The sequence below is a fragment of the Terriglobus sp. TAA 43 genome (assembly GCF_000800015.1).
Taxonomy (GTDB): Bacteria; Acidobacteriota; Terriglobia; order Terriglobales; family Acidobacteriaceae; genus Terriglobus.
The window spans coordinates 948,977-971,446 of record NZ_JUGR01000001.1 but is presented as its reverse complement, the minus strand read 5'-3'; the positions used below and the strand labels follow the sequence as shown (position 1 = coordinate 971,446).

The window sequence follows — 22,470 nt, the reverse complement described above, 5'->3', positions numbered from 1 at the left end:
GGGACCCTTACTGTTGAACAACTACATTGCTGAAGGAGATGGGCTGCGAGGAGACATCGAGTGCGATACCACCCGAAGTCAAGGTGCCGTCCGTTGCCGAAATGATCAGAGTGTTGTCGTAGTACACCCGGATCTGATTGCCAACGAATTGCAGGCGAATGGTGTGCTTGTTTGTGTCGAGCAACATGGTGGGGGATTGTCCCACAAGAGCCAGACCGTCGGAGTCGATTGCCCATGCCGTGGAGCGCAGGAGCTTGATCGTGTTGTCACCCGGATAGAGCCAAACAGCGTAGGATGCGCCAGTCGTGAGGTTTACACGACCGCGGAGACCGCCCGGATAGTTTGAGGTATTGGTGAGTTTGACGTCTGCCGATACTGTGTAATCCGTCCAGGTCTGGCTACCCGCATATTGCTGCGTGTGGCCGTTGCCGTTGTAGTTGAAGGCTCCGTTCGACACGCTCCAGTTTGAAGCCATGCCGAGCGGCGACGCTGTCCACTGCGACGAACCAGAAGCGAACTGATCCTGGAACAATAGATTGCCAATGTTGAGTGTCACAGGAACGGTGACAGGAGTAGTGGCATTCGTTGAGCTCAGGGTAACGTTGCCCATGACCGTTCCCACTGCCAGAGCCGCTGTGGATGGCGTCAGGGTCAACGTTCCAGCAGCAGATGAAGAAGAGGGTGAGGGCGTGAGCCAGGAAACATTGCTGGTAGCAGTCCACGGCAGCGCTCCGGTACCCGAGTTTTGAACGGATACAGTTGCGGCAGTGGGCGACGATCCAACGGGACTAAAGAGATAGAGAGAAGAGGGGACAGCATTGATGACTGCGCTCGGTGAAGCCGAGACCGTCAGCGTTACGGGAATTTGTACTGGGCTGCCACTCGATGGTGTCAGTGTCAGGGTTCCCGTGTAGGTGCCCGCGCTCAGGGTTGCAGCGCTGGCAGTGACTGAAACTGTGGCCGGTGTAGCGGTTCCGGACACCGGCGCCGCGGTCAGCCATGCCGCGTTGGTTGACGCGGTCCATGACAGGCTGGACGTGGACGTGAGGTTGACACTCTGTGCCGTTGCGGTTGCACCCGGTACGGCGCTGAAGGTCAACGATGTGGGCGATGCTGCCAGGGTTGCTGCCAGGCTGCTTGCATTGGAGACAACCACCGAGTTGTAAGAGACAACCTGGTTGGAAGGATCCAGTGCTACGAGGCCGGAAGTATAGGTGGAGTCGGTTGCGGTGAACAGCTGCACACCATCTCGCGATACGGTCAGGTTGCTGCCCTTCATCGAGAGTAGATAGGTATGTGCATTTGCATCGAAGACCAACGAGTTGTAGGTGCCGATCAGCGTGTAGCCGTTCGAGATGTTCCAGTTCACTACCTTGTACAGGTTGACTGTGTGGTCGGAAGGATAGAACCAGAGTGCATAGCCCGATCCGTCGACTGGGTTTACGCGAGCGCGGAAACCACCAGGATAGTTTGAGACCGGCATCGTCATGTTGACCGACAGGTCGTAGTCAGTCCAGGCTGCGCTGCCCGCATAGATGGGCGCCACGCCGGCTCCGTTATATTTCAGAGCGGAACCAGTGCTGGACCAGTTGGTGAGACCGCCGAGGGGCGAGATCGTCCACGAGTTCAGGTTAGAGGTGGAGATGGTGACCGGAGCAGCCGTGACCGTGAATGTGACCGGGATCAGGAGGGTCAGTGCTGGCGACGTCGACTTGATGGTGATCGTGCCGCTGTAGCTGCCCGCCGTGAGCGAACCAGCCTTGACGGAAGCGCTGACCGTTCCAGGCGTACCACCGCTTGCAGGTGTCACGGTCAACCATGACGCGCTCGAGGTGGCAGTCCAATTCACATTCGTGGTGCTTGGGTTGGTGATGGAGACGGTCTGTGCTGCTGATGCGGTTGTAGTACCAACCTGCTGCGTGAAGGCGAGCGAAGCTGGGCTTCCTACCAGCGAGGCGTTGGTCGGGATGACCGTCAGCGTTACGGTTACGGTGTAGGGGCTGTAAGCGGCTGTCGTGGAGCTGACGGTGATGGTGCCGGTATACGTGCCCGCTGCCAGGCTGTTGCTGCTCACCTTAACCGTTACAGTCGCGCCCGATGAGCCGCTGGTCGGTGTGGTGGTGAGCCACGATGCGTTGCTGGTTGCGGTCCAGGTGTAGGTTCCCGAACCCAGGTTTGTTACGGTGACCGTCTTCGAAGCAGGAGAGGTTCCGACGCTTGTCGAGAAGCTCAGCGATTCCGGCGATACCTGCATCGTCGGCGGTGCCTGATTGGTGAAGGTATACGTGCCGCCATTGCTGAATCCGGGAACGGAAAGCAGCGTTCCTTCATCGTCGCCGTAGAAGATGTAGCTCTTCGTGGCGATGAGGTTTCCGTCTGCATCCGTAGCGGCTCCAGTGAAGGTCAGGCTGACGGTGGAAGGTGTAACCGTACCGCTCTTCAGCAGGGAGTGGTTACGTGCACGGAGGTAGTCACCCATGCCGTCCATGAACTGGTGGGTGCCCTTGTTGGTCTTGAACCAGGTGGAGAGCTGCGAGATGAAGCTCTGACGATCAGCGACCGTTGATTGATCAAGGTTGTTGCCGTCATGTGTGTAGATCTGAACAGGCTCCATGCCCGACCAGAAATGCCACATGTAGTACTCCCATTGATTCAAGCTCTGAGCCACGGTATAACCGTTGGTCGAGCTCGGCCACAGTGCGTCTGGGCGCGTGAAGCGTCCTGCCATTTGTCCAACCTGTGTGGCAAAACCGAAAAAGGTCTGTGCAGGTTTTCCAGCAACGCTGTGAACTACGACGTCATCGGCGTAGAAGAAAGGAAATGTCTCGTCGTAATCGACCGGATATACGGGAGGTTGCTCATATATCCGGAATGGTCCGAGTGGGGTTCGTCCCGCTACCGTCTTCGGATAGTCAAAGTAATATGTCCCTGCAGCTTGCGGAGAGGTGATGTAACGGATGTTCAGGCTGTTGTACATTTCATAGCCTGTGTTATCCGAGATATCCCAGTAGTGAGCAACCATGGAGCGGCTCAGCTTCGGGAAGGTATCTGTTCCACCCGAACCAGCCTTCCAGCTGAGAGCAGATGCCACGTTTGCTTGCCACTGTGCGTCTGTGGTTGGAACGGTCAGGTTCCAGTACATGTCGCCACCGGAGCCATAATCCAAGCCGTGGATCGATGCATGGAGGTTGTTTGCGTTGATGGCGGTGATCATCGGCGCACGGTCGGTGTCTCCAGTTGCGACGGAGCTAACCTGCAGATTGAGCTGGGGCATCCATGGGCCGCCCGTGCCATCCGAAGCGACCGTGCCTGTCAGGCTCGTGTTCCACATATCGGGAATGCGGGACATGACGCCAACTTCGTTGTCATCCATCTGAATTGCAGCGATGCGAGGATAGCCACGCAGCACGAAGGGCTTACGAGCCGCCCAAACGACGCTGCGCCAGAACAAATCATCGATGCCCTGCACAAATCCGAAACGGTCGGCATGCATGTAGTCGTAGGTCGTAAAGTCTACGATTCTGCCGCGGCCGTAAGTCGATGTGAGGATCAGCGGATCCGTTCCGAGTTCCGCAACAACGGTTCCAGTTGCACCAGTCAGGAGCGTCGCGTTGGACGCGATCGTGGTCACGCCGTTGCCGTGATAGTTGTAGGTGATGTCGCCAGGATCATCATTCAGCCAATGCCGTTGCAGTGCAGCGATGTAGTGGGCCTGAGCTCCCCCCACCTGCACTGCCGCGGGAATGGTGATGCTGGTCTGAGCTTGACCCAGCGTTGCACCGGTAGCGTGAAACAGGGTCTGAATATGGGTCTGGGTGCCGATGCCGGTGTCGCTATCCAGGTTCATGAAGCCCGTACCGTTTGCCACAGCAGCAACGATTGCGTTCTGCCATGCAACGCTGGGGTTCAGTCCGTTGTGACCAGCGATGATGAGCTGCGAGGCCGAGAGGTCGATTGCAGCCGTCGTGCTGACGTCAACGACCTTATACGGCACCTGAAGGTGGACGAGGTATCTCTCCGGACCCATCTGATAAGTACCGGGAGTAGTGGTGTTGGTGTTGTATCCGGTTGTGTTCGAGGAATTCACCAGAACAACAACGGTTAGATCCTGGCTTTGGGCCAATGCAGACGGAGGTAGAAGAAAGATGCCCGTCAGCAAAAGACTGCTGAGAAGCACTAAGTAGAGATTACGAAGACTTCTGTGAAGGTTCATATAGGTTTCCTTGCAAGAAATAATTAATTCAGGCGTTACTTTTGTCCGTATGAATCTGAAAGCAGTGCATCGTTGTAAATCACAAAGTTCAGGCGTTCGCCCATTCGTTCCGCCGCGCGTTCCAACATCGCACGCGGTGTTCCGCGCTCGCGCACAACCATCAGCGCGAGATCTACTTTGGGTAGGATTTCTTCCACGTCTGATACGCCAACCACCGGCGGACCATCGATGACTACCCAGGAGAAAGTCTGATTTGCCCACCGAATCAGTTCAGTGAGCTTTTTGGAACGTAGTAGACGAATAGGACGTGCGGCAGGCTTATCGACTCCCAGATAGAACAGTGGAAGCTCATGCAAGCGGCGCACAGCGGCATGCCCAGAGACATCGCCCAGCAAAACATCGTTCAAATCGTACGGGGGATTCTCTGGAAGGTAACGGTGCAATGCAGGACGGCGAAGATCGAGCTCCAATAACAACGTGCTGTGCCCCGCTTCCGCGAGGGCCCATGCAAGATTGTTTGCATTCGTGGTCTTACCGTCGCCGATTCCCGGGCTGGTAAGTAACACGCTTCCGCCTGCAGGGCGCAGGTTGCTTAGACGGCGCTGCATCAAGCGAAACTGCTCTGCGGCCGTCCCGTATGGATCGATGTGAAATACGGAATACTGCTGTGTGCTGTCGGCTCCGTCGCCCTCCAACAGGGGAATACTATCCAGATATTCTTCATCATCGACGTGGATATACTCCTGCGATAGCTGAGCAATCTCGGCTTCGTCGATTAACTTCAATTCGCGACGTGTGTGCGTCACAGATTCATGCTTGAGGGACAGCGAAATCATTATTGACCTCCCAGCAGAAAGCGCGCTTGTGGAAGGCTCCTGCGGATCGTGGGAACGGTTTGCATTCCCGGTGTGGTTCCCAGCAAAGGAATTTCAGGCAGACAATCCCGTAGTTCGTTTTCCGACTTGACAGTGTTATCGAGGGTTTCAGCGAGGAGCGCTATTCCAATTCCCGCAGCGATCGCGAAGAAAAAGGCGCCTAGAAGCAAGGGAATACGCTTCGGCCCGATTGGAGCGTCGGGAACACGCGCCTGGTCCAGCATGGTGAAGTTTCCACTCTGCTGTTCCTGTTCGAGCTGCGCGGCCATTTGTGCGGAGTAGGTTTTCTCCAGAAGTGCCCGGTAGTGATCGCGCGCAGTACCGTAGTCGCGAAGGAGCTGCGAGATCTCTTGTTCGTGCACGGGTGCAGAGTCGATCCTGGACTGATAGCGGCCGATGGAGCTCTGAATCTTGCGCTGTTCGTCCTGCAGCCGGTTGCGGTCGCGATGGATCAGTTGTAACCGAGGATTGGCACTGGTTGCTGAATCGGCGGTTGCGGTTGCCGATGGAGCGGGATCGGATGGCAACGCAGCGATTTGCGCGTCGAGAGCGCGAATCTCAGCTTCTTTGCGGCCTACATCAGGGAAGCTATCCGTGTAGTGCTTGTGCAGTTCAGCCAGGTCCGTCTGCGCTGCGTATCTGTCCGATGTAAGCTTCTGACGCATCGATGACGACGTAACCGGAGCGGAGGAGCGCTGGGGGCTTGTGTCTGGCAACGAGGAAGTGAGGAGCGCTTCGTGATCGAGACGGCTCTGTGCTTCTGTGTTTGCTTGCAGTTCCACTTGGAGGCGGGACAGCGTCTGCATGTTTGCATCAAGCTGATCAGGAAGCTCTCCGAGGTGCTTCATCTTGTAACTACGGAGCTGCTCCTCAAGGTCATCTAACTGAGACTTCGTTGTCGATAACTCATTGGCGAGAAATGTTGTCGTAGCTTTTGCTTCCTGCTCGCGGTCTTTGAGGTTCCACGATATGAAGGATGCAGCAAGACGATTCGCAACTGTCGATACTTCTTGTGCGGACTCACCGGTATAGCTGAGTGTGAATGCGCTCAGGCCTTCCGCGTTGTGTTTCAGCTCAATGCCGATGTTCTTCCGCATGCGCGCGATCAGTTCGTCGCGGCTCACCTTCTCCCTTAGTTTGGGGAAGAGGTGAAGTTCATCCATGATGGTTTCCAGACGCGATGAACTGAGAATCTGCTGGCTCAAAGTATTCAGGCGTTCACTGGCATCCATGGTCGCGATACTGTTCACGTACTTATCCGAAACACGCTGCGGGTTCACCAGAATCTGTGTGGAAGCCTGGTAGACATCGGGCATGCTCATCACATAGGTCACTCCTGCCGCCAATACGACGACGGCGACGAAGATGATGAGTCGATAGCGATAACGAATTGCACTCAGTAGCGTGTAAACCGCAGCGAGTGGTGATGCTTTGCGCTCATCGGCCATAGCGTCCTCCATTTTGTTTGTTCCAGTTAAAGGCCACGAAGAAGACCGTGCGTGAAAGATCCGCTACGGGAGTCGCGCCTACAGGAACCGTGCTTGCTGCTGAGCGCTCAAAGTGACGTGCAGTGAATGTCCATTCCGCATTGTTTGAAATGGGACGATGAAGTTCGACGGAAACGAAGTAACCACTCAGATCGTTGTTCTGAGCCGTTACAACTCCGCTGTGATAACTGGTGTATCCGCCATTTAAGGCAGCAGTGAATTGCCGCGGATTGCCCACCTGCATTCCACCGAATCCAGAAGTCTCCCACAGGGAGCCCGCGACGTCTCCATTGCCACGCTTACGGCTGGTTCCAACGTAAGCGCGACGACCACGATAGCCCTCTGCCGATAGCACCACCTGGTATTGATAGCTGCCGGTGCATTGCGAGGCTCCAAAGGCAGGGCCCGCGCCACCGTCGAGTTTGACGGAGTTCGTCAATTGCAACGTAGCGAATCCCAGAACCGTTGACGTTGTGCAGCTTCCGTTGCCGTAGTATTGCTGCACGCCGTCTGCGCGCACACCGACCAGGAAGGCTTCGCTGAGATACTTGCGAACGGAACCCGTCACGTCATACTGGCGCGTGGATGGAGCAGCACCCAGGAAGTTCTGAAAGCCTAAGTTGGCACCGAGAGAAACAGCCGAAGTCTCCGACGTCTGGTGGTCAACAATTGCTGATACATATTGGCGCAGTGTGTTTCCGGAAATGACGCCGGCAAGAACGCTGTTGTTATCAATGGCTGTCGTGTTTACGGCAGCAAGGCTCAAAGAGCTGCTTGCGCGTGCAGCGTCTGCGCCGTAACCGTTCGCAGCATTCACTCCCCACGTGGTTCTGCGCGAAGGCGAGTGGGTGAGATTCAGCGTTGTCCATTGATACTGCTGCATATCCAGACCGCTGCCTGGAAACAACTGGAACGTGGCGTCGTGGCGCAACGAAAAGTAACTCGTGCGGCTTCTGGAAGCCATGCCGAGTGTTCCCTGAAGGCTGGTGAATTGCGACGACACATTGGGAATGTTGTTTACGGCTGTATCGTAGCCATAGCTGCCGGCCACGCCAACATTCAGATCGGAACGTTCACCCATGGCGACGTTGGAGCTGATCCAGGATGGCTTCAGTTCCTGCGACTCCACCTGCGTGCCGCTTGTCGCCGGAGACTGACTTGTATTCTGTCCCAACAGCGAGAGGGGAGTGCAGAGCAGAGCGCTCATCGCAACGAGCATGTGCCTGGAAGTAATCATGGGATCACCACTGTGTCACCGGGATTCAAAATCACGTCGCTGCGGCCATCTTTGGATTGCGTCATGGCTTTGTAGTTCAGGAGTTGTTGATCGCGCTTATTGTTTGCGCGGATCACCTGAATCTTCTTTTTCGAAGCAAACTCTGTAAGGCCGCCTGCCTGTGCAATCAGCTGCAGCACTGTGATGGGCGTATTGAGTGGGTATGCACCGGGACGAGCTATTTCGCCCGTGATATAGACCATGCGGCTGTGGATCTCAGTAACTGTGACCGTCACGCGCGGTTCAACCACCATGGACTGGAGACGGCTCTGAACCATCTCTTCAACCTGCGATGGCTCTTTGCCGATGACCTGAAGGTCGCCCAAAAGGGGAAGGGAGATCTTGCCGTCAGGACGAACGACAACGACCTGGCTGAGTTCCTTCTCTTTCCATACCTGCACGTTCAACACATCACCGCTGCCGATGGTGTATGCAGTGGTTGCTGCTGAAGAACGAGTGTCCGGCAATCCTGAGGTCGACACCGCCGACTTCGTCACATTCGCCGTGGCCTGCTGGCCGCTGCAGCAAACTGTGCAGAGCAGGAGCAGCGGTATACGTAGTGCGCTCCATATTGTTTTCCGCATCGAATCCATAGCCCTTTCCTTCCCACCCCTGGGAGATGCAACCGGAGAGCCAAAGTCAGATAGCGTGAATATGGCCAATTCAGGGCTTTCTTGCTGTGTGTAGGGAATGAACAAGAAAAAGATGTGCAACTGACTGCACACTTCCTTTCATAGGTTTGGCACTAGTTCCCGATAGACGGAAAGTGTCTGTTTTGCGATTCTGTCCCAGCTTGTGTAGAGCCCCTGATTTTGTGCAGATCCAGCAGCCAATGTTCGATATAAGGAGTTGGTTTCTCCACCGCTATTCAGGCCCAACAGAAGGGTTTGGAGCGCTTCGGTCAGGGAGTCCACGTCGCCCGGTGAAACCAGAAGCGCGTTTTCTTTATGCCGGAGGAATTGACGGAACGGCGGCAGATCGGATGCGATGATGGGTTTTCGGTAGGTCAACCCGGTAAGAAGTGCACCGCTTGTCGTGATCGCCCGATAGGGATAGACGAGAGCATCTGACGCCTGAAAAAAGAGCGGCAACTCGGCGGTTGTGATGTAACGAATCTCGCTGCGAATGGTGTCGGGGTGCTGTTTCGCAGCTGCGTTCACCTGAGTCGCTTCCGTTGCTGGACCCGTCCCGGCAATCAATAGCAATGGCTTGGTCGCAGTGTTCGGCCACAGCGACACGCATCGTTCCCATGCCTGCAGCAGCAGATCCAGTCCCTTGTACGGAGCCATCACTCCTTGCCAGAGAACTACCGGACGGTCGTGTTCAATGTTCAGGCTGGTTCGCGCGCGACGCCGATCATTCAAGGTTTCGCCTGGAGCTTCAAACAATGGGCCGTGCGGAATGACGGAGATGTTGTGAGCGTTGACTCCGAATTCTTTTGTTAATCGCTCTGCCACATCGGGGGAGTGGCAGATGAGTCGATTCACGCTTGAGTAGAGTCGTTGATAGGTGGCTCGCAGTTTGTCTCCGCTGTCGTGTGGCAGCAGATTGTGCACCGTGTGCACGACTGGTATGCCGAGACCCTGCGCGCACGCGATAGTGCGAAAGTCATCATGGATTCCATGGTTCAGTGCAGGCAATTGTTGGAGATGCAGCACATCGGGACGTGTTGCAGAGGCATCCTTTAACTGCCGTCGCAGAGCTGCCGCGTTCGTCATCGCCGCGAAAAGCCGCGCCGCCTTTCTGGCTGGCGAAGGCAGCTTGCTCGCATACGGAAAGGAAAACGGGCCAGGATTCGGGGCGATTCCCTGGGATCGAAAGTACGCTGGCTCGCCAGCGACATCCGTAGCGATAAAGCGTACGGATGCCCCGGTATTCATGAGCGCTTTCACGAGCGCTGCGCTGTACCAGGGGGTAAAGCAGAATGCGTCAGAGAGCCAAATGTTCCATCCGCGATCATTTCCCGCAACATTTGATCCGGATGGTGATGACATAAGGGTAGGCGCAATCATGCCTTCATATCCATACGGTCGGCATGTGCCAGGTTTCGTTGATGATGGTGGCTGGAAGCCACTGTGCGGTAGACCTTCTGGTATTCCGCAGTCATCGTCGCGACGTCGAATTGCGCGGCGGCCTTTTGTGCAGCTCTGCGCTCCACGCTCTGCCGCAGAGCTTCGTCCTTTAACAGCGTAAGGACCGCATCTGCGAGTTTCTCCGGACTGTCTGGTGGCACAAGCAGTCCCGCATGTCCGTCTTCGAGCAGGCGAGGGATCTCACCAACTGCGGAAGCGACGATCGCCTTGCCCGCAGCCATTGCCTCCAGAATGGCCAAAGGCATGGCCTCCATGCGCGATGGCTGGACCGCGACGGTGCATAGCTTTAAGAAGTCTGCCGTGTCATCGCAAAAGCCTGGCATGTGAAACGAGTTGGCAACGCCTAACTTAACGGCCAAGGCTTCTAAATGGGCTCGCTCCGGCCCTTCACCTGCGACAAAGCAATGCAGGCTCGGATATTGGTCCAGGATCCTCGGTAATGCCCAGAGCAAGACATCCACGCCTTTTTCCTTGGAAAGACGCGAAAGGCAACCGATGACAAGAGGCTGATTGTGTCCGGAATGATTACCTGAGGCCTGGTACTTCGCTACATCGATGCCGTTGGCAATCATGCGAATACGCCGCACCTTGTTATGACGAAGCTCAGTTACGATGCCCTGCGAGACTGCGATAACAGTGTCGAACCATCGCAAAAAAAGCTGATCCAGTGCCGCATATTTTTGAAGTGCGGAAGTACGTTTCGTCCAGTTGTGACACGTGGCAACAATCTTGCATCCCGCGAGTCTCGCAGCGAGGAAACCATAGATATTGGCCTTGTAGCCGTGTGTATGCAGGACGTCAATCTGGTTGATCTTCAGAAAGTTGGCCAGGTCATGAACCGCGCGCCAGTCCCAGCGTCCGCGGCAACGCAGTCCCCAGACCGGTATTTCCTTCTGGTCAGCTTCGCGAACGACCTGCGCACACGATGCCGAGTCTGCATTGAACAAGCCGAGATAGACCTGTTCTCCCGCTTGATTCAGCGAGCTGGTCAAGAGGTTGATCATTCGCTCCGCGCCGTAGAATCCCGAACTGGAGACAAGCTGTAGTACGCGCATACTGCCCCCTAATTTGGTGTAGCTCGGAACAAGTGTGACCAAAGCTTCTGGTAAGCGTCATCGCCAAGCAGACGCTTCACGCCGTTGCGTGCCTGATACATGGAGTGGATCCTTCGCACGGTCCTCCAGTCACCACCCGCATAGCCGCTAATAGCTCGTAAGCTGGTTCGGCGCTGTACGGCAAACCGCCCGATGACGGCAGGCGTCCGGAACTGCTCGGTGTCCATTGCAGGCCGATAGAACCCAGGCTCCGACGTATACACCGTTTCGTAGCCGGCTAAAGCGCACGCTCTCAGCACCATTTCATTCCACCTGCCACCTGGCATGGAAATCGATGTAACGGGTGCGCCCAATCGATCTTCGAGTGTGTGGCGCGACCCCGCTAACTCTTCGTACATCGCGGCTGCGCTGCAGGACGGAAGAAAGGCGTGCGTAGCGCTGTGCGATCCAATCCTGTGCCCTCTGGATGCCAGGTTTCGAACATCATCCCAGCTCATGAATTCGCGACGATTGCCGATCCATGTACTTGGTAGGAAGAAAAGGCCACGAAGCGCGGTGGATTCCAAAATCGGCGCTGCGAATTGGAAATTGGAATAGTGTCCATCGTCGAATGTGATCACCAGGGACTCGAGCGTATCGCGGGCAGCATCACGCATGGTCCACAGATGTTGCAGGAAAAGCTCAGGAGTAATGCAGTACACGTCGTTCACGGTTACATCGTGAATCTCGTGATAGGCAACCACGCGCATCTGGGAGTCTTCCGTATCGATCGGCGTATTCATGCTCTGCCATCTTCCACGCTATGGTTCGAGATGGGCGCTTTTGGAGCAGCAACGGCCACACGATTTCTGCGATCGAGAATCATGGAGCCTAAAATCAGTCCGCCAGAGAGAAGGAAAAGGCAAAGGGCTGGGCTGCGGCTCAATAAGTCGTCCAGCACACGAAATGAGCTTTCAAAGAGCAACGTCATGCTGTACATGCGGCACGTACCTCCTGCGTCTCCGTGAACAGCGGAGATTTCTCTGCAACTTTCGCAGCGCTTTCCACGTGTCGTACCGCCGGGATGTCCTGCATGAGGGCGTCGCATGTCGTTTCGGCAATGGAAGTCATTGCGTTGTTGTTGAGTGTGTTGTTGATGATCTGTGCGGTGTTCGCCAAATAGACTCCGGCAACAGGTGTGCGGGCCGGTGGCGCAATTGTCGAGTAGTCGATGGTGGGTACAGGCTGAACGTCTTTGTGGCGGAAGACGAAACGGCTTTCAATGTCTTCTTCCTGCAGGTCGGGGAAGATCCGCTTCAGGTCCGGCTGAATAAATTCCCAGATAGCGTCGTCAGTTGCTGCAAAGAGTGGATCCGTGGGTGATGTGTATCGCGGAAGATAGACCAGGTGGCGTCCATTGGTTTCCTGTTGCGGATCAATCAGGTTGGTCATTTCAATGACTCCTGTAAATCCGATCTTCTCCGCGACATTGGTCACGTAGTAAGGCGAAAGCTTCCGCTTGAGGACCAGCACTGTGCAAACAATGCCAAGGTATGTGACCTGTCCAAGGCGCTCTTTGTATAGGTGATCTTCCACCTGAAGCATGTTGGCGACAACACGATTGGGAGTCGTAAGTACGACGCCGTCGACATAGATATCCTTATGCCGCGCGCGGATGAGTACGTTTTCTCCCGGGACATCGCTGTTGCCCGGGCCAATGCTGCGAATATCGACGCCGAGGCTCGTCTCACCATGCAGGGAATTCACAGTGTGCTGCAGACGCTTGAAAAGTGTCTCGTATCCCCCATGCATGTAGCCCAGGCATTCCTGCGTTCCCGGACCCTTTTCGCGTGTGGACGCTAGCCTGACGATGGTCCCCCAGAGGAATGCAGCGGAAGCATACTTGCGCATCTCGCCCAACTTGCAGCGTAGGAGCGGTTCCCAGATCTGGGAATAGACGTTCTTTCCAAAGAGGCGCCGCGTCCATTGGCACAATGGGATGCCTTCCAGCTTGCGGCCATTCGTGAGGCGGGTGATGTACCACGTCATGATCGCCAACCGAGCTTTCGAGAGCAGGGAAAGATGGCGATAGCGAAGCAGGTCGGTAGGCCCCGTCATCCGATGGAGCTCACCGTGAGCAAACAAACCTACTTCTGTCTTATTCCACCGAAGCTGGTCTTCGAGACCGAGATCCTTGATCAGGCCCAGGAGCGGTTTGTCGGATGTAAGGATGCAGTGGTAGAAGCGATCCCAGTTGAATGAGCCGTAAGATTGCGTTGCGCTCAATCCACCGAGTTCGACTTCGCGTTCCAGAATCGTTACGCGATAGCCGGCGCGTAACAGACGGAAGGCGCAAACCATGCCTGTAAACCCGCCGCCGATAACAGCAATATGTGACTGTCGGACTTCAGCATTCTGCATATCTAGACGCTCCCTGCCACCATGGCGGCCCCGCATGTGATTAGTCCCACCGCAATCCACCGCCACTTTGTAACGTGTTCCCGTAAAAGAATTGCTGCCAACCCTGTTACGACGACATAGCCCAAACTCATCAACGGATACGCGATGGAGATATCCAGTCGACGCAGCGCAAAAATCCAGAAGACCATTGCGCCCGCGAACAGCAGACCCCACAAAAGCAGCCAGGGGATTGCACGATATCGCTGTTTTACGACCGAGAGAAGATTTGTCGTGTGCTTCAACGTGATCTGAGCGAAAGACCCCATCGCGATACTTACTGCGAGAGAGCCCCAAGCAAAGGAAAGAGAAGAGGTTTGGATCAGCATTCGCTTTCCTTTGTGTTGGTTTTCGATAACAGCACGATGCCGCTGGTCATGACGAAAATTCCGCACCAACGTAGCGGGCCCATCCCCTCATGCAGCAGGAAGTGCCCGATGAAACCCATCAGCACATAGTTGATCCCCGCGAGCGGGTAGAGGTAACTGATGTTGCGCTGTGCCACAGCGGCGAACCACATCACCGTTCCCAATCCGTACACGCAAAGGCCGATGACAACACCGGCGGTGAGAGCCAGGGGCCACTCCAATAACGTCCTGGAGAAAGCCCCATGTCCCGTGAGCCCCAGCTTGATCAGTGTTTGACCAGCCGCGGCCAGCAGCACAGAACCGATCACCAACAACTCTGTCTTGTATCCGTTCATGTGATTCTCGCCCTTAGGAAACTGCCACCACGGGAGCGCGCCCTGCAACCGGCATCTGAGGCGTCCACTGGCGATCCATGGGATTGAGTTTCGGCATGCGCTTACGTGCCAGGCCGGACTTGAGCGAAATCGGCAGTCCATCGAGTTCCAGCGATTTCTGAGCTGCTTCCAGAATGCGCACCACGCGGAGACCATCCTTCGCATCGCTGCGAGGTGTCAGACGCTTGTTCACGCATTGAATGAAGTGCTGGAATTCCAGCTTCAACGGCTCAGTGGTCGCGAGATGCGGAATCTGGATATCTCCAAATCGCACCTGGATTGCTTCGCCGTAGGACGAGGTTGCTTGCTGCTGGGCTCCGCTGTCATAAATACGCAGCTTTTCCGTTGTGGCGGCGTCGTCGAACACAAGCATCTTCTTGCTGCCGACCACGGTGGTGCTGCGCATCTTGTGCGGGTCGAGCCAGGAAATGTGGATGTGTGCCATCCGGCGATTCTTGAAGAAGAGGCTCAGGAACACCACGTCTTCAATTCCGTCCTGGATGTAGGACTGACCGCGGGCGCTGACGTCCACCGGCTCTTCGCCCAGGATGTAAAGGATCTGGGAGATGTCATGCGGAGCAAAGCTCCACATCGCGTTCTCATCTCCACGGATGCGGCCAAGGTTTACGCGCTGCGTGTAGATGTAATAGACATCCCCGAGCTCGCCTGCCTGCACAATGTCGCGAATCTTATTCACGGCAGGGTGATATTCGAGAAGGTGACCCACCATCAGCACCTTGCCGCGCTCTTCCGCCAGTGCCATCAACTCTTCCGCGTCAGCGACGTTCAGCGTGAATGGCTTTTCGACGAAAACATCCTTATCTGCGAGCAGAGCCTTCTTCGCCAACGGATAATGCAAGACTGCCGGCGCCGCGATGGCAACTGCTGTAATTTCCGGGAATTGCGCGATCATTTCGTCAAGAGATGCAACTGTTTGCACACCCCAGTTGCGCTCCGCCATCGTGCGGCGGTTCTCGCTCAGGTCGCTGCAAACCACCAGATCGCAATCAGGCAACTCATATAGGCAACGTGCGACGTTGCAACCCCAGGCTCCAAGACCCACCACACCCAACTTCAAGCGTGTATCCATGTCCGTTCCGTCTCCCCAATCTAGGAATCGTTTGCTTATGTCTGTGCAATTGTTGTGCCAATGCAAATGCCGGTTTACGGGGCTGGTTTTGAGGCTTCGTGGCCGAAAGCAAAAGAGAGACGCAAACTTCTGCATACTCTTTGCACACCGTCACGTTACTTTCCGGTTTAGTTAGTCGATGGAAGTTACGAAAGTATGGATATTGCGCGGTAATTACTAAGCTCTTGCGATGGATTTGGGTTTGGCCCGACCCGTGCAACATGTCCCGGCATGAACAGCGCAACTCTCGCATCACGTGCCCATCAAGTGGAGCGTCAACTCGATAAGCTCCAAGCGAAGACTGCAAAGGTTGGCGTCATCGGCCTTGGATATGTCGGTCTGCCTCTCTCACTCTTGTTCTCGGAAGCGGGTGTCGCTATCCAGGGATTTGACATCGATACGGCTAAAGTCAGCCAACTTGAGGAAGGGAAGAGCTACATCTTCCGTATTCCTCCGACTGAAATCGAGATGGCTCGTTCGCAGGGATTCCGTGCGACGACCGACTTCTCGAAGATCTCCGATCAGGACGCAATCATTGTTTGCGTACCGACTCCACTCACAGAGCATCGCGATCCCGATCTCTCCTTCATCGAACGCACCGCGGAGTCCATTGCTCCCTGGCTGCGCCGTGGACAGCTCGTTGTGCTTGAGAGCACAACCTATCCCGGAACGACGGAAGAAGTGCTCATCCCGATTCTGAATGCCGGCAGCCCCGAAGGACTGTGCGCGTATGAAGAGGGAATGGATCCGGATGGCGATGTTTTCTTCGTAGCCTTCTCGCCGGAGCGTGAGGACCCAGGTAACAACACGGTCGCACGTCGAGATATTCCCAAGGTCATCGGTGGGCATGGCGCACATTCTGGACGCCTGGCATCCGCACTCTACAACAACATCTTCGCCAAGACTGTGTCGGTTTCCTCCACACAGGCCGCCGAAATGACGAAGCTTCTTGAGAACATCTATCGCTGCGTGAACATCGCGCTTGTGAACGAACTCAAGATTCTTTCGCAGAAGATGGGAATCGATATCTGGGAAGTCATTGATGCCGCGAAGACCAAGCCGTTCGGCTTCCAGGCCTTCTACCCGGGCCCCGGCCTCGGCGGTCACTGCATTCCGATCGATCCGTTCTATCTGAGCTGGAAGGCGCGCGAGTGGAATTTCCACACCCGCTTCATCGAGCTCGCAGGTGAGATCAACGAAGGCATGCCGCGCTACGTGGTACAGGCTGTGGCCAATGCTCTCAACTCGCATCGCAAGTCGATCAATGGCTCCCGCATCCTGGTGCTCGGTATGGCATACAAGAAGGACATTGACGATCTTCGCGAATCTCCTTCACTCGAGATCATCGAGATGCTGCAGGACGAGAAGGCACTCGTGGAATACAACGATCCTTACTTCGCGACAGTCGGCCGCGGTCGTCACTACGACCTGGGCATGACCTGCACGCCGTTGGATCGTATCGCAGAGTTCGACTGTGTCGTCATCGCCACGGATCACTCGGATTACGATTACGCCTCGATCGTCAAGAACGCACAGCTTGTAGTGGACAGCCGCAATGCAACCCGCGGAATTGAGTCCACGAAGATTGTGCACTGCTAGTCGGCGCCGATAAGCGAGAAAGAGAGATATAAATCATGGCCCGCGCGCACACACAATCCCTTCCAAGGGTTGCGATAGTCGTCCCTGTCTGTAACGAACAGGAGAGTCTGCAGGTTCTAAGGATTCGTTTGGCGGAACTGCAGCGCGGTCTCCAGGATCGCTTTATCGTCTTCTACCTTTTTGTGGACGATGGCAGTACTGACCGCACCGTGGAGCTTATTCCACGGGCGGTCCCTGACGGCGCGTCTTTTCAGATCGTGTCGCATGGAACGAATCGCGGCCTGGGGGAAGCGTTTCGTACTGCATTTCAAACCGTGGGAACCGCAGAGATTGTTTGCACCATCGATGCAGACTGCAGCTATCGTGCAGACAATCTCATTCCCATGATTCAGTGGATTATCGAAGGCAAGGCTGATGTCGTTGTGGCTTCTCCCTACCACCCGCAAGGTGGAGTGGACGGAGTACCGGCGTGGCGGCTTGGTCTGAGCCGCTGGTGCTCGCAGCTTTATCGCGTGGTCTCGCCAGTCAAGCTCTACACCTACACCAGCATGTTCCGTGCATATCGCGGTTCGTTTGTACGAGAGGCTCAATTCCAAAGCACAGGATTTGTCTCGACGGTGGAGATTCTCATGAGCGCGTCTTACATGGGCTATCACATTGAAGAGTTTCCAGTCGTACTGCATCGCCGTGTAGCTGGCACAAGCAAGATGCGTATTCTCCGCACCGTTGGTCAACACCTTCGTCTTGCGGCCGGTTGCATCTTTTCGAGGGATCGTGGCTACCCCTTTTTTTGTTCGGAAAGCCACGACGCGGAAGTCTCAGCGGACAGCGAGACAAGACATTTTATGAAAGTCGCAGGAAATAGCCGCTAACTGGCGGCAGTCCCGGGGTGATAAAGAACTATGAAAGCAGAGTTTGTTGTTTCTGAAAACACTCTTCTGGAAGAACAAGACAGAAATCGCCAATATCCCGACGTCAGCTTTGGCAAGCACGTTGTTGTCGGTCAAAACGTCAGTATTGGTGAGGGGACTGTCATTGGAAATCATGTTGTCCTACATAGCCACATCAGCATCGGAAGAGATGTCCGCATCGATGACGGTGTCGTGATCGGAAAGAAGCCGATGAAATCGAAGGCGAGCGCGACGACGAATATTCGCGAACTGATGCCCACCTTCATCGGAAACGGATGCTTGGTTGGAAGTAACGCTGTTATCTATACCGGATCCATCGTTCATGACGGCGTGTTGATCGCAGATTTCGCAAGTGTTCGGGAAGACACCACTATCGGTGAGCTCACGATCATTGGTCGCGGCGTGGCGGTGGAGAATGAAGTAACGATTGGCCGGTGCTGCAAGATCGAAACCGGAGCGTATATCACCGCGAAATCGACAATCGGTGATTTGTGCTTCGTTGCGCCGGAGGTCACGTTCACAAATGACAATTTCGTTGGACGAACCCAGGAGCGTTTCAAACACTTCGGTGGAGTAACGATGCATCGCGGTGCTCGCGTCGCGGCGAATTCCACAATATTGCCAGGCATCACCATCGGTGAAGATGCGCTTGTTGCGGCTGGCTCTGTTGTGACGCGCGATGTTCCTTCAGGCGTGGTGGTGATGGGATCTCCTGCACGTGCCATTCGGCCAGTACCCGATGAGCAGAAGCTTCAGCCACCTGCCGATAAGAAGACAGGAGCCAACTAATGAAGCTGCTTTCTGTTGGTGGAACGAGACCCCAATTCGTCAAGATGGCGATCATGTCGAAGGCGATTGAGGAGTTCAATCAATTTGCGTCCACTCCGATCCAGCATCGCCTGCTTCACACTGGACAACACCGTGATCCCGGTATGTCTGATATTTTCTTCAGCGAACTTGGTATGCCAAAACCGCAGGTGCTGAGGAGTACTCCGGCACATACACCCGGACTACAGACCGCAATCATGCTCGCTGGTATCGAAGCGGAGATGATCAGCTGGAAGCCGGACGCTGTGATCGCGTATGGAGATACGAACTCAACCATTGCCTCGGCCCTGGCAGCAGCGAAGTTGCATATTCCGCTCATCCATCTCGAGGCTGGTTTGCGCAGCTTTAATCGCGTCATGCAAGAAGAGATCAATCGCATCGTCACGGATCAGGTATCAGATCTTCTCCTTTGTCCCACGCATGCCGCGGTGGAACAGCTTCGACAGGAGGGGCTTGGTGATCGTGCCGTGTTTGTGGGCGACATCATGCTGGATGCTGTTGAACAATTTGGCAGCCAGCACCGTGAAGCCGCAACGTTACGCGATCTTCCGGTAAAAGCTGGCGGGTATGCGCTGGTCACACTGCACCGAGCAGAAATGACCGATGATGCCGCGAAACTGTCTTCGATTCTGAACGCGCTTCGTCAGATCGATATTCCGATTGTTTTTCCGATGCATCCACGTTTGCGGAACCGACTGTCGCAGACCGAGAACGCCGTCTTCCTGGGAAGCCATGTTCATGTTGTGGAACCTGTGGGGTATCTCGAGATGCTTGCGCTACAACGGAATGCCCGCTTTGTCATGACCGACTCGGGGGGCCTTCAGAAAGAAGCATATTTCACTGGAGTTCCGTGTCTTACGCTTCGTGAAGAGACGGAGTGGCGCGAAACCTTGCATGGTGGATGGAACATGCTCGTGGGCAGTGCCAGCGAACCAATTATTCAGGCAGCAAATGCATTAGTGCATGGCGGTCCATCGGCCGAGCCGCGCAACCTCGATCTATTCGGGGGAGGACTAGCCCGCAAACGTAGTGTCGATCAAATCGTAGAAATGGTGAGGGCAGCATGAAGAGAGTACTTATTACGGGAGCCGCAGGATTTCTGGGATCTCATGTGACGGATCGGATGCTCGCAAAGGGCTACGAAGTAATTGCGGTAGATGATCTGTCACACGGTCATATGCGCAATCTCGAAGCTGCCTCGTCGCATCCGTCTTTTGAGTTTCGCGCAGTTGACGTATGTGATCTCGCAGCTCTGCGAGACGCAGCCGGCAAGGTCGACAGTGTTATTCATCTGGCGGCCTATAAGATTCCGCGATATGAAAACCCAAAGAAGACGCTACTCGTCAACTCGATTGGCACGCAGAACGCGTTGCAGGTAGCAATCGAGAGTGGGGCGCGCTTCACTATTACCTCCACTTCTGACGTCTACGGTAAGAGCCCGGATGTGCCATTCGCGGAGGATGGAGTCTGCGTTCTGGGACCAGCCACGGTAGCTCGCTGGGCATATGCAGCGTCGAAGATGTTCGATGAGCACCTGGTTCTTGCGATGGCGGAAGAGGCTGGCATTTATGCCACAGTTCTTCGTATCTTTGGTTCGTATGGCCCACGTCAAAATCTGACATGGTGGGGCGGCCCGCAGTCGGTATTCATCAATGCAATTCTGAATGATGAAGTTATCCCGATTCATGGTGACGGCCAGCAGACGCGTTCCTTCACATTCGTGGAAGACACGTCACGTGGCATCGTTGCGGCGGCTGAAGCGACCACTGCAAATCTGGAGATTGTTAACATTGGTAATAACCGAGAGATAACGATCCTTGATTTGGCCCGTGAAATCCACCGGTTGTGCGGCAAGCCAGGCGAGCCCAAGATCGACATGATTCCGTACGACGCTATTGCTGGACGTAAGTATGAGGATGTCTTGCGGCGCGTTCCAGATATTCGGAAAGCAGAACGGCTCTTAGGATTCCGCGCTTCTGTGCAGTTGGAAGAGGGGCTCATCCGTACGATCGAATGGCAAAAGGAACAAATAAAGAAGGAACGAGAAAAAGCATTGGTCAATGCATAGGAAAAGGGGAGGGTATCCTCCCCTTTCTTAGCGCTAAATGCATAAGAAAAAGGGAGGGTGACCTCCCTTTTCTCAGTTCTGTATCTATCTGGAACACCAATGCAGTTACTTTAGAGTAATTTTGTGGCGTTACCTTAGGCGGGAAGAGAAGTACCGCTGTTCTGCACATCGAAATGCATTGGTACGCGGGTTTCTTTCAACCGGTAATGCTCAATCTTATATAACAAAGTGCGATAGCTGATCCGTAGAGCCAGGGCCGCCTGTCTGCGATTCCATCGAGCCTCTTCCAGCGCCTGCTGAATCAGGCGGCTTTCCGTTTGATCTTTGAAATTTCTGACGATCGACCGCATTTCGTTCACACTTACTTCCGGCTCGGGCGCATCCTTGCTGCAAGACTGGACCTTTGCAACCTTACCCAGGACCTTGGTCTCGATGTCGGAGATTGAGGACTCCTGTCCTTTAAGTACTTGCATACGAATAACGGCATTGCCAAGTTCGCGCAAGTTACCAGGCCATTCATATTCCTGCAATATCGACATCATGCGGGGAGAAATATAAACCGGGTCCTGATGGAACGCCATTGCCTGCCGTTTCACCATTTCCTCAATTAAATATGGTATTTCTTCGCGGCGCTCGCGGAGCGGCGGCACTTGAATTGTGAATGTGCTGATGCGGTAATAAAGATCTTCGCGGAATAACTTGTCTGCAATTGCACTATCAATATTTACATTGGTGGCCGCGATTACACGGACATCAGCGGTTGATACAGTGCGTGCGCCCAGGCGGGAATAGCGACCATCTTGCAATACATGCAAGAGTTTCGCCTGCATCGGGGCGCTCATTTCGCCGATCTCGTCCAGTAGCAGTGTTCCTTTGTCCGCCTGTTCGAACCGGCCAGGCTTTGCCTTGACGGCTCCAGTAAAGGCTCCCGCTTCATAGCCGAAGAGTTCGCTCTCAAGTAGGTCGGGAGGAAGAGCTGCACAATTTACGGAGCAGAATGGGTGCGCAGCACGGCGGGAATGCTTGTGAAGAAGGTTAGCGATAACATCCTTACCCACGCCGCTTTCACCCAGAATGAGTACTGGCGCATCTACTTGCGCGAGTAAACGAATGTTTTCGTAAATCCGCATCATCGAAGGGCTGGCCGCCAGAAAATAGCGGTTATTGGGAAGATCCTCGATGTGCACAGGACGCGACTGTGCGGGTTCAGCTTCGTAAGAAGCTGGGGAAGATGGAAGCTCCTGAAGATAAGTCAATACCTCTTCAAGTTCAGCCGAACGAAGGGGAACGCCAAGTGTATGTCGAATGCCGAGTTGTTCCGCATCTGATGCCCAGGGGCTTACGCCTAGTGGTAGAGCGATCCAGATCCTATCCTTCCCCGCAAGTCTGACGATATTGGCTAAAGAGCGTTGATCACGTGGTGGCCGCGCAGATACATCGATGACAACTGCATCGAATGATCTATTTTGCATTGCGCCGAGCGCTTCTGTGAGCGCCTCAAAAGCGACAACGTCATGACCTTCAAAGGTCAAGGCAGTTACTGCGGCTTGCAGGAAGGGAGTAGAGGGGCTGATAAGAGCGACCGTTCGAGTACGGAGCATAGTCGAGATCCTTGAGACCTATATATCGGGGAGAAGTGAAATAGCTATCGGAAATCAATTTTTGGGAGTATCGTTATAACGTTTCGATATTCCCCCTAATCTTGGTCGCAGAAAGCGAAAGCTTCCTATGCGTAAACCTGACTTCGCAGCTCAAGAT

General features: G+C 54.9%; 18 protein-coding genes. 5 read left to right on the top strand and 13 right to left on the bottom strand.

Annotation, left to right across the window (positions count from 1 at the left end; translation table 11 throughout):
• Nucleotides 1-7: 7 nt before the first annotated feature.
• The 12 genes from M504_RS04095 to M504_RS04035 all read right to left on the bottom strand — a co-directional run bounded on the left by M504_RS04095 (nucleotide 8) and on the right by M504_RS04035 (nucleotide 15,267).
• Nucleotides 8-4,213, bottom strand: coding sequence for a BACON domain-containing protein (locus M504_RS04095; protein ID WP_047488303.1), 4,206 nt, complete (start codon nucleotides 4,211-4,213; stop codon nucleotides 8-10).
• A 35-nt stretch (nucleotides 4,214-4,248) separates the two neighbouring features.
• Entirely contained in the window at nucleotides 4,249-5,049 is an 801-nt protein-coding gene (locus tag M504_RS04090) for a CpsD/CapB family tyrosine-protein kinase (protein ID WP_047488300.1), read from the bottom strand.
• Nucleotides 5,049-6,536, bottom strand: coding sequence for a Wzz/FepE/Etk N-terminal domain-containing protein (locus M504_RS04085; protein WP_052200344.1), 1,488 nt, complete (start codon nucleotides 6,534-6,536; stop codon nucleotides 5,049-5,051). Before M504_RS04085 ends, M504_RS04090 begins: the two co-directional genes overlap by 1 nt.
• The gene (locus M504_RS04080) at nucleotides 6,526-7,812 is read right to left on the bottom strand and encodes a hypothetical protein (RefSeq protein WP_047488298.1); all 1,287 of its coding nucleotides are present in this window, start codon (nucleotides 7,810-7,812) and stop codon (nucleotides 6,526-6,528) included. Before M504_RS04080 ends, M504_RS04085 begins: the two co-directional genes overlap by 11 nt.
• Nucleotides 7,809-8,444: a polysaccharide biosynthesis/export family protein gene (locus tag M504_RS04075; RefSeq protein ID WP_047488294.1), complete on the bottom strand. Its 636-nt coding sequence runs from the start codon at nucleotides 8,442-8,444 to the stop codon at nucleotides 7,809-7,811. Before M504_RS04075 ends, M504_RS04080 begins: the two co-directional genes overlap by 4 nt.
• Before the next feature lie 138 nt (nucleotides 8,445-8,582).
• Nucleotides 8,583-9,845 carry a glycosyltransferase family 4 protein gene (locus M504_RS04070; protein WP_047488291.1) on the bottom strand — a complete coding sequence of 421 codons (1,263 nt, stop codon included), beginning with the start codon at nucleotides 9,843-9,845 and terminating at the stop codon, nucleotides 8,583-8,585.
• Between the two features lie 14 nt (nucleotides 9,846-9,859).
• Entirely contained in the window at nucleotides 9,860-10,948 is a 1,089-nt protein-coding gene (locus M504_RS04065) for a glycosyltransferase family 4 protein (protein WP_232296149.1), read from the bottom strand.
• 59 nt (nucleotides 10,949-11,007) lie between these two features.
• Nucleotides 11,008-11,781, bottom strand: coding sequence for a polysaccharide deacetylase family protein (locus M504_RS04060; RefSeq protein ID WP_047488282.1), 774 nt, complete (start codon nucleotides 11,779-11,781; stop codon nucleotides 11,008-11,010).
• 184 nt (nucleotides 11,782-11,965) lie between these two features.
• Nucleotides 11,966-13,399, bottom strand: coding sequence for an NAD(P)/FAD-dependent oxidoreductase (locus M504_RS04050; protein ID WP_047488277.1), 1,434 nt, complete (start codon nucleotides 13,397-13,399; stop codon nucleotides 11,966-11,968).
• Between the two features lie 2 nt (nucleotides 13,400-13,401).
• The gene (locus M504_RS04045) at nucleotides 13,402-13,764 is read right to left on the bottom strand and encodes an EamA family transporter (protein WP_052200342.1); all 363 of its coding nucleotides are present in this window, start codon (nucleotides 13,762-13,764) and stop codon (nucleotides 13,402-13,404) included.
• Nucleotides 13,758-14,138: a hypothetical protein gene (locus tag M504_RS04040; protein ID WP_047488275.1), complete on the bottom strand. Its 381-nt coding sequence runs from the start codon at nucleotides 14,136-14,138 to the stop codon at nucleotides 13,758-13,760. The genes M504_RS04045 and M504_RS04040 overlap by 7 nt, the downstream gene beginning before the upstream one ends.
• A gap of 13 nt (nucleotides 14,139-14,151) precedes the next feature.
• Nucleotides 14,152-15,267 carry a Gfo/Idh/MocA family protein gene (locus tag M504_RS04035; RefSeq protein WP_047488272.1) on the bottom strand — a complete coding sequence of 372 codons (1,116 nt, stop codon included), beginning with the start codon at nucleotides 15,265-15,267 and terminating at the stop codon, nucleotides 14,152-14,154.
• A 270-nt stretch (nucleotides 15,268-15,537) separates the two neighbouring features.
• Between M504_RS04035 and M504_RS04030 the strand changes: the two genes are divergently transcribed.
• From M504_RS04030 to M504_RS04010, 5 genes are read left to right on the top strand one after another with little or no spacing between them, the layout of a single operon-like run.
• Complete coding sequence (locus M504_RS04030) at nucleotides 15,538-16,905, top strand: nucleotide sugar dehydrogenase (protein ID WP_047488268.1); 1,368 nt, start codon at nucleotides 15,538-15,540, stop codon at nucleotides 16,903-16,905.
• Nucleotides 16,906-16,940: 35 nt separating this feature from the next.
• Nucleotides 16,941-17,777 carry a glycosyltransferase gene (locus tag M504_RS04025; RefSeq protein WP_084214074.1) on the top strand — a complete coding sequence of 279 codons (837 nt, stop codon included), beginning with the start codon at nucleotides 16,941-16,943 and terminating at the stop codon, nucleotides 17,775-17,777.
• A gap of 30 nt (nucleotides 17,778-17,807) precedes the next feature.
• Entirely contained in the window at nucleotides 17,808-18,605 is a 798-nt protein-coding gene (locus tag M504_RS22630) for an N-acetyltransferase (RefSeq protein ID WP_084214073.1), read from the top strand.
• Nucleotides 18,605-19,711 carry a non-hydrolyzing UDP-N-acetylglucosamine 2-epimerase gene (gene wecB, locus M504_RS04015; protein ID WP_047488265.1) on the top strand — a complete coding sequence of 369 codons (1,107 nt, stop codon included), beginning with the start codon at nucleotides 18,605-18,607 and terminating at the stop codon, nucleotides 19,709-19,711. Before M504_RS22630 ends, wecB begins: the two co-directional genes overlap by 1 nt.
• Nucleotides 19,708-20,712 (top strand): NAD(P)-dependent oxidoreductase, encoded by a 1,005-nt coding sequence (locus M504_RS04010; RefSeq protein ID WP_047488262.1) that lies wholly within the window; start codon nucleotides 19,708-19,710, stop codon nucleotides 20,710-20,712. The genes wecB and M504_RS04010 overlap by 4 nt, the downstream gene beginning before the upstream one ends.
• A 134-nt stretch (nucleotides 20,713-20,846) precedes the next feature.
• On the opposite strand, the gene M504_RS04005 is transcribed toward M504_RS04010, so the two are convergent.
• Nucleotides 20,847-22,313: a sigma-54-dependent Fis family transcriptional regulator gene (locus M504_RS04005; RefSeq protein ID WP_047488259.1), complete on the bottom strand. Its 1,467-nt coding sequence runs from the start codon at nucleotides 22,311-22,313 to the stop codon at nucleotides 20,847-20,849.
• Nucleotides 22,314-22,470 lie beyond the last annotated feature (157 nt).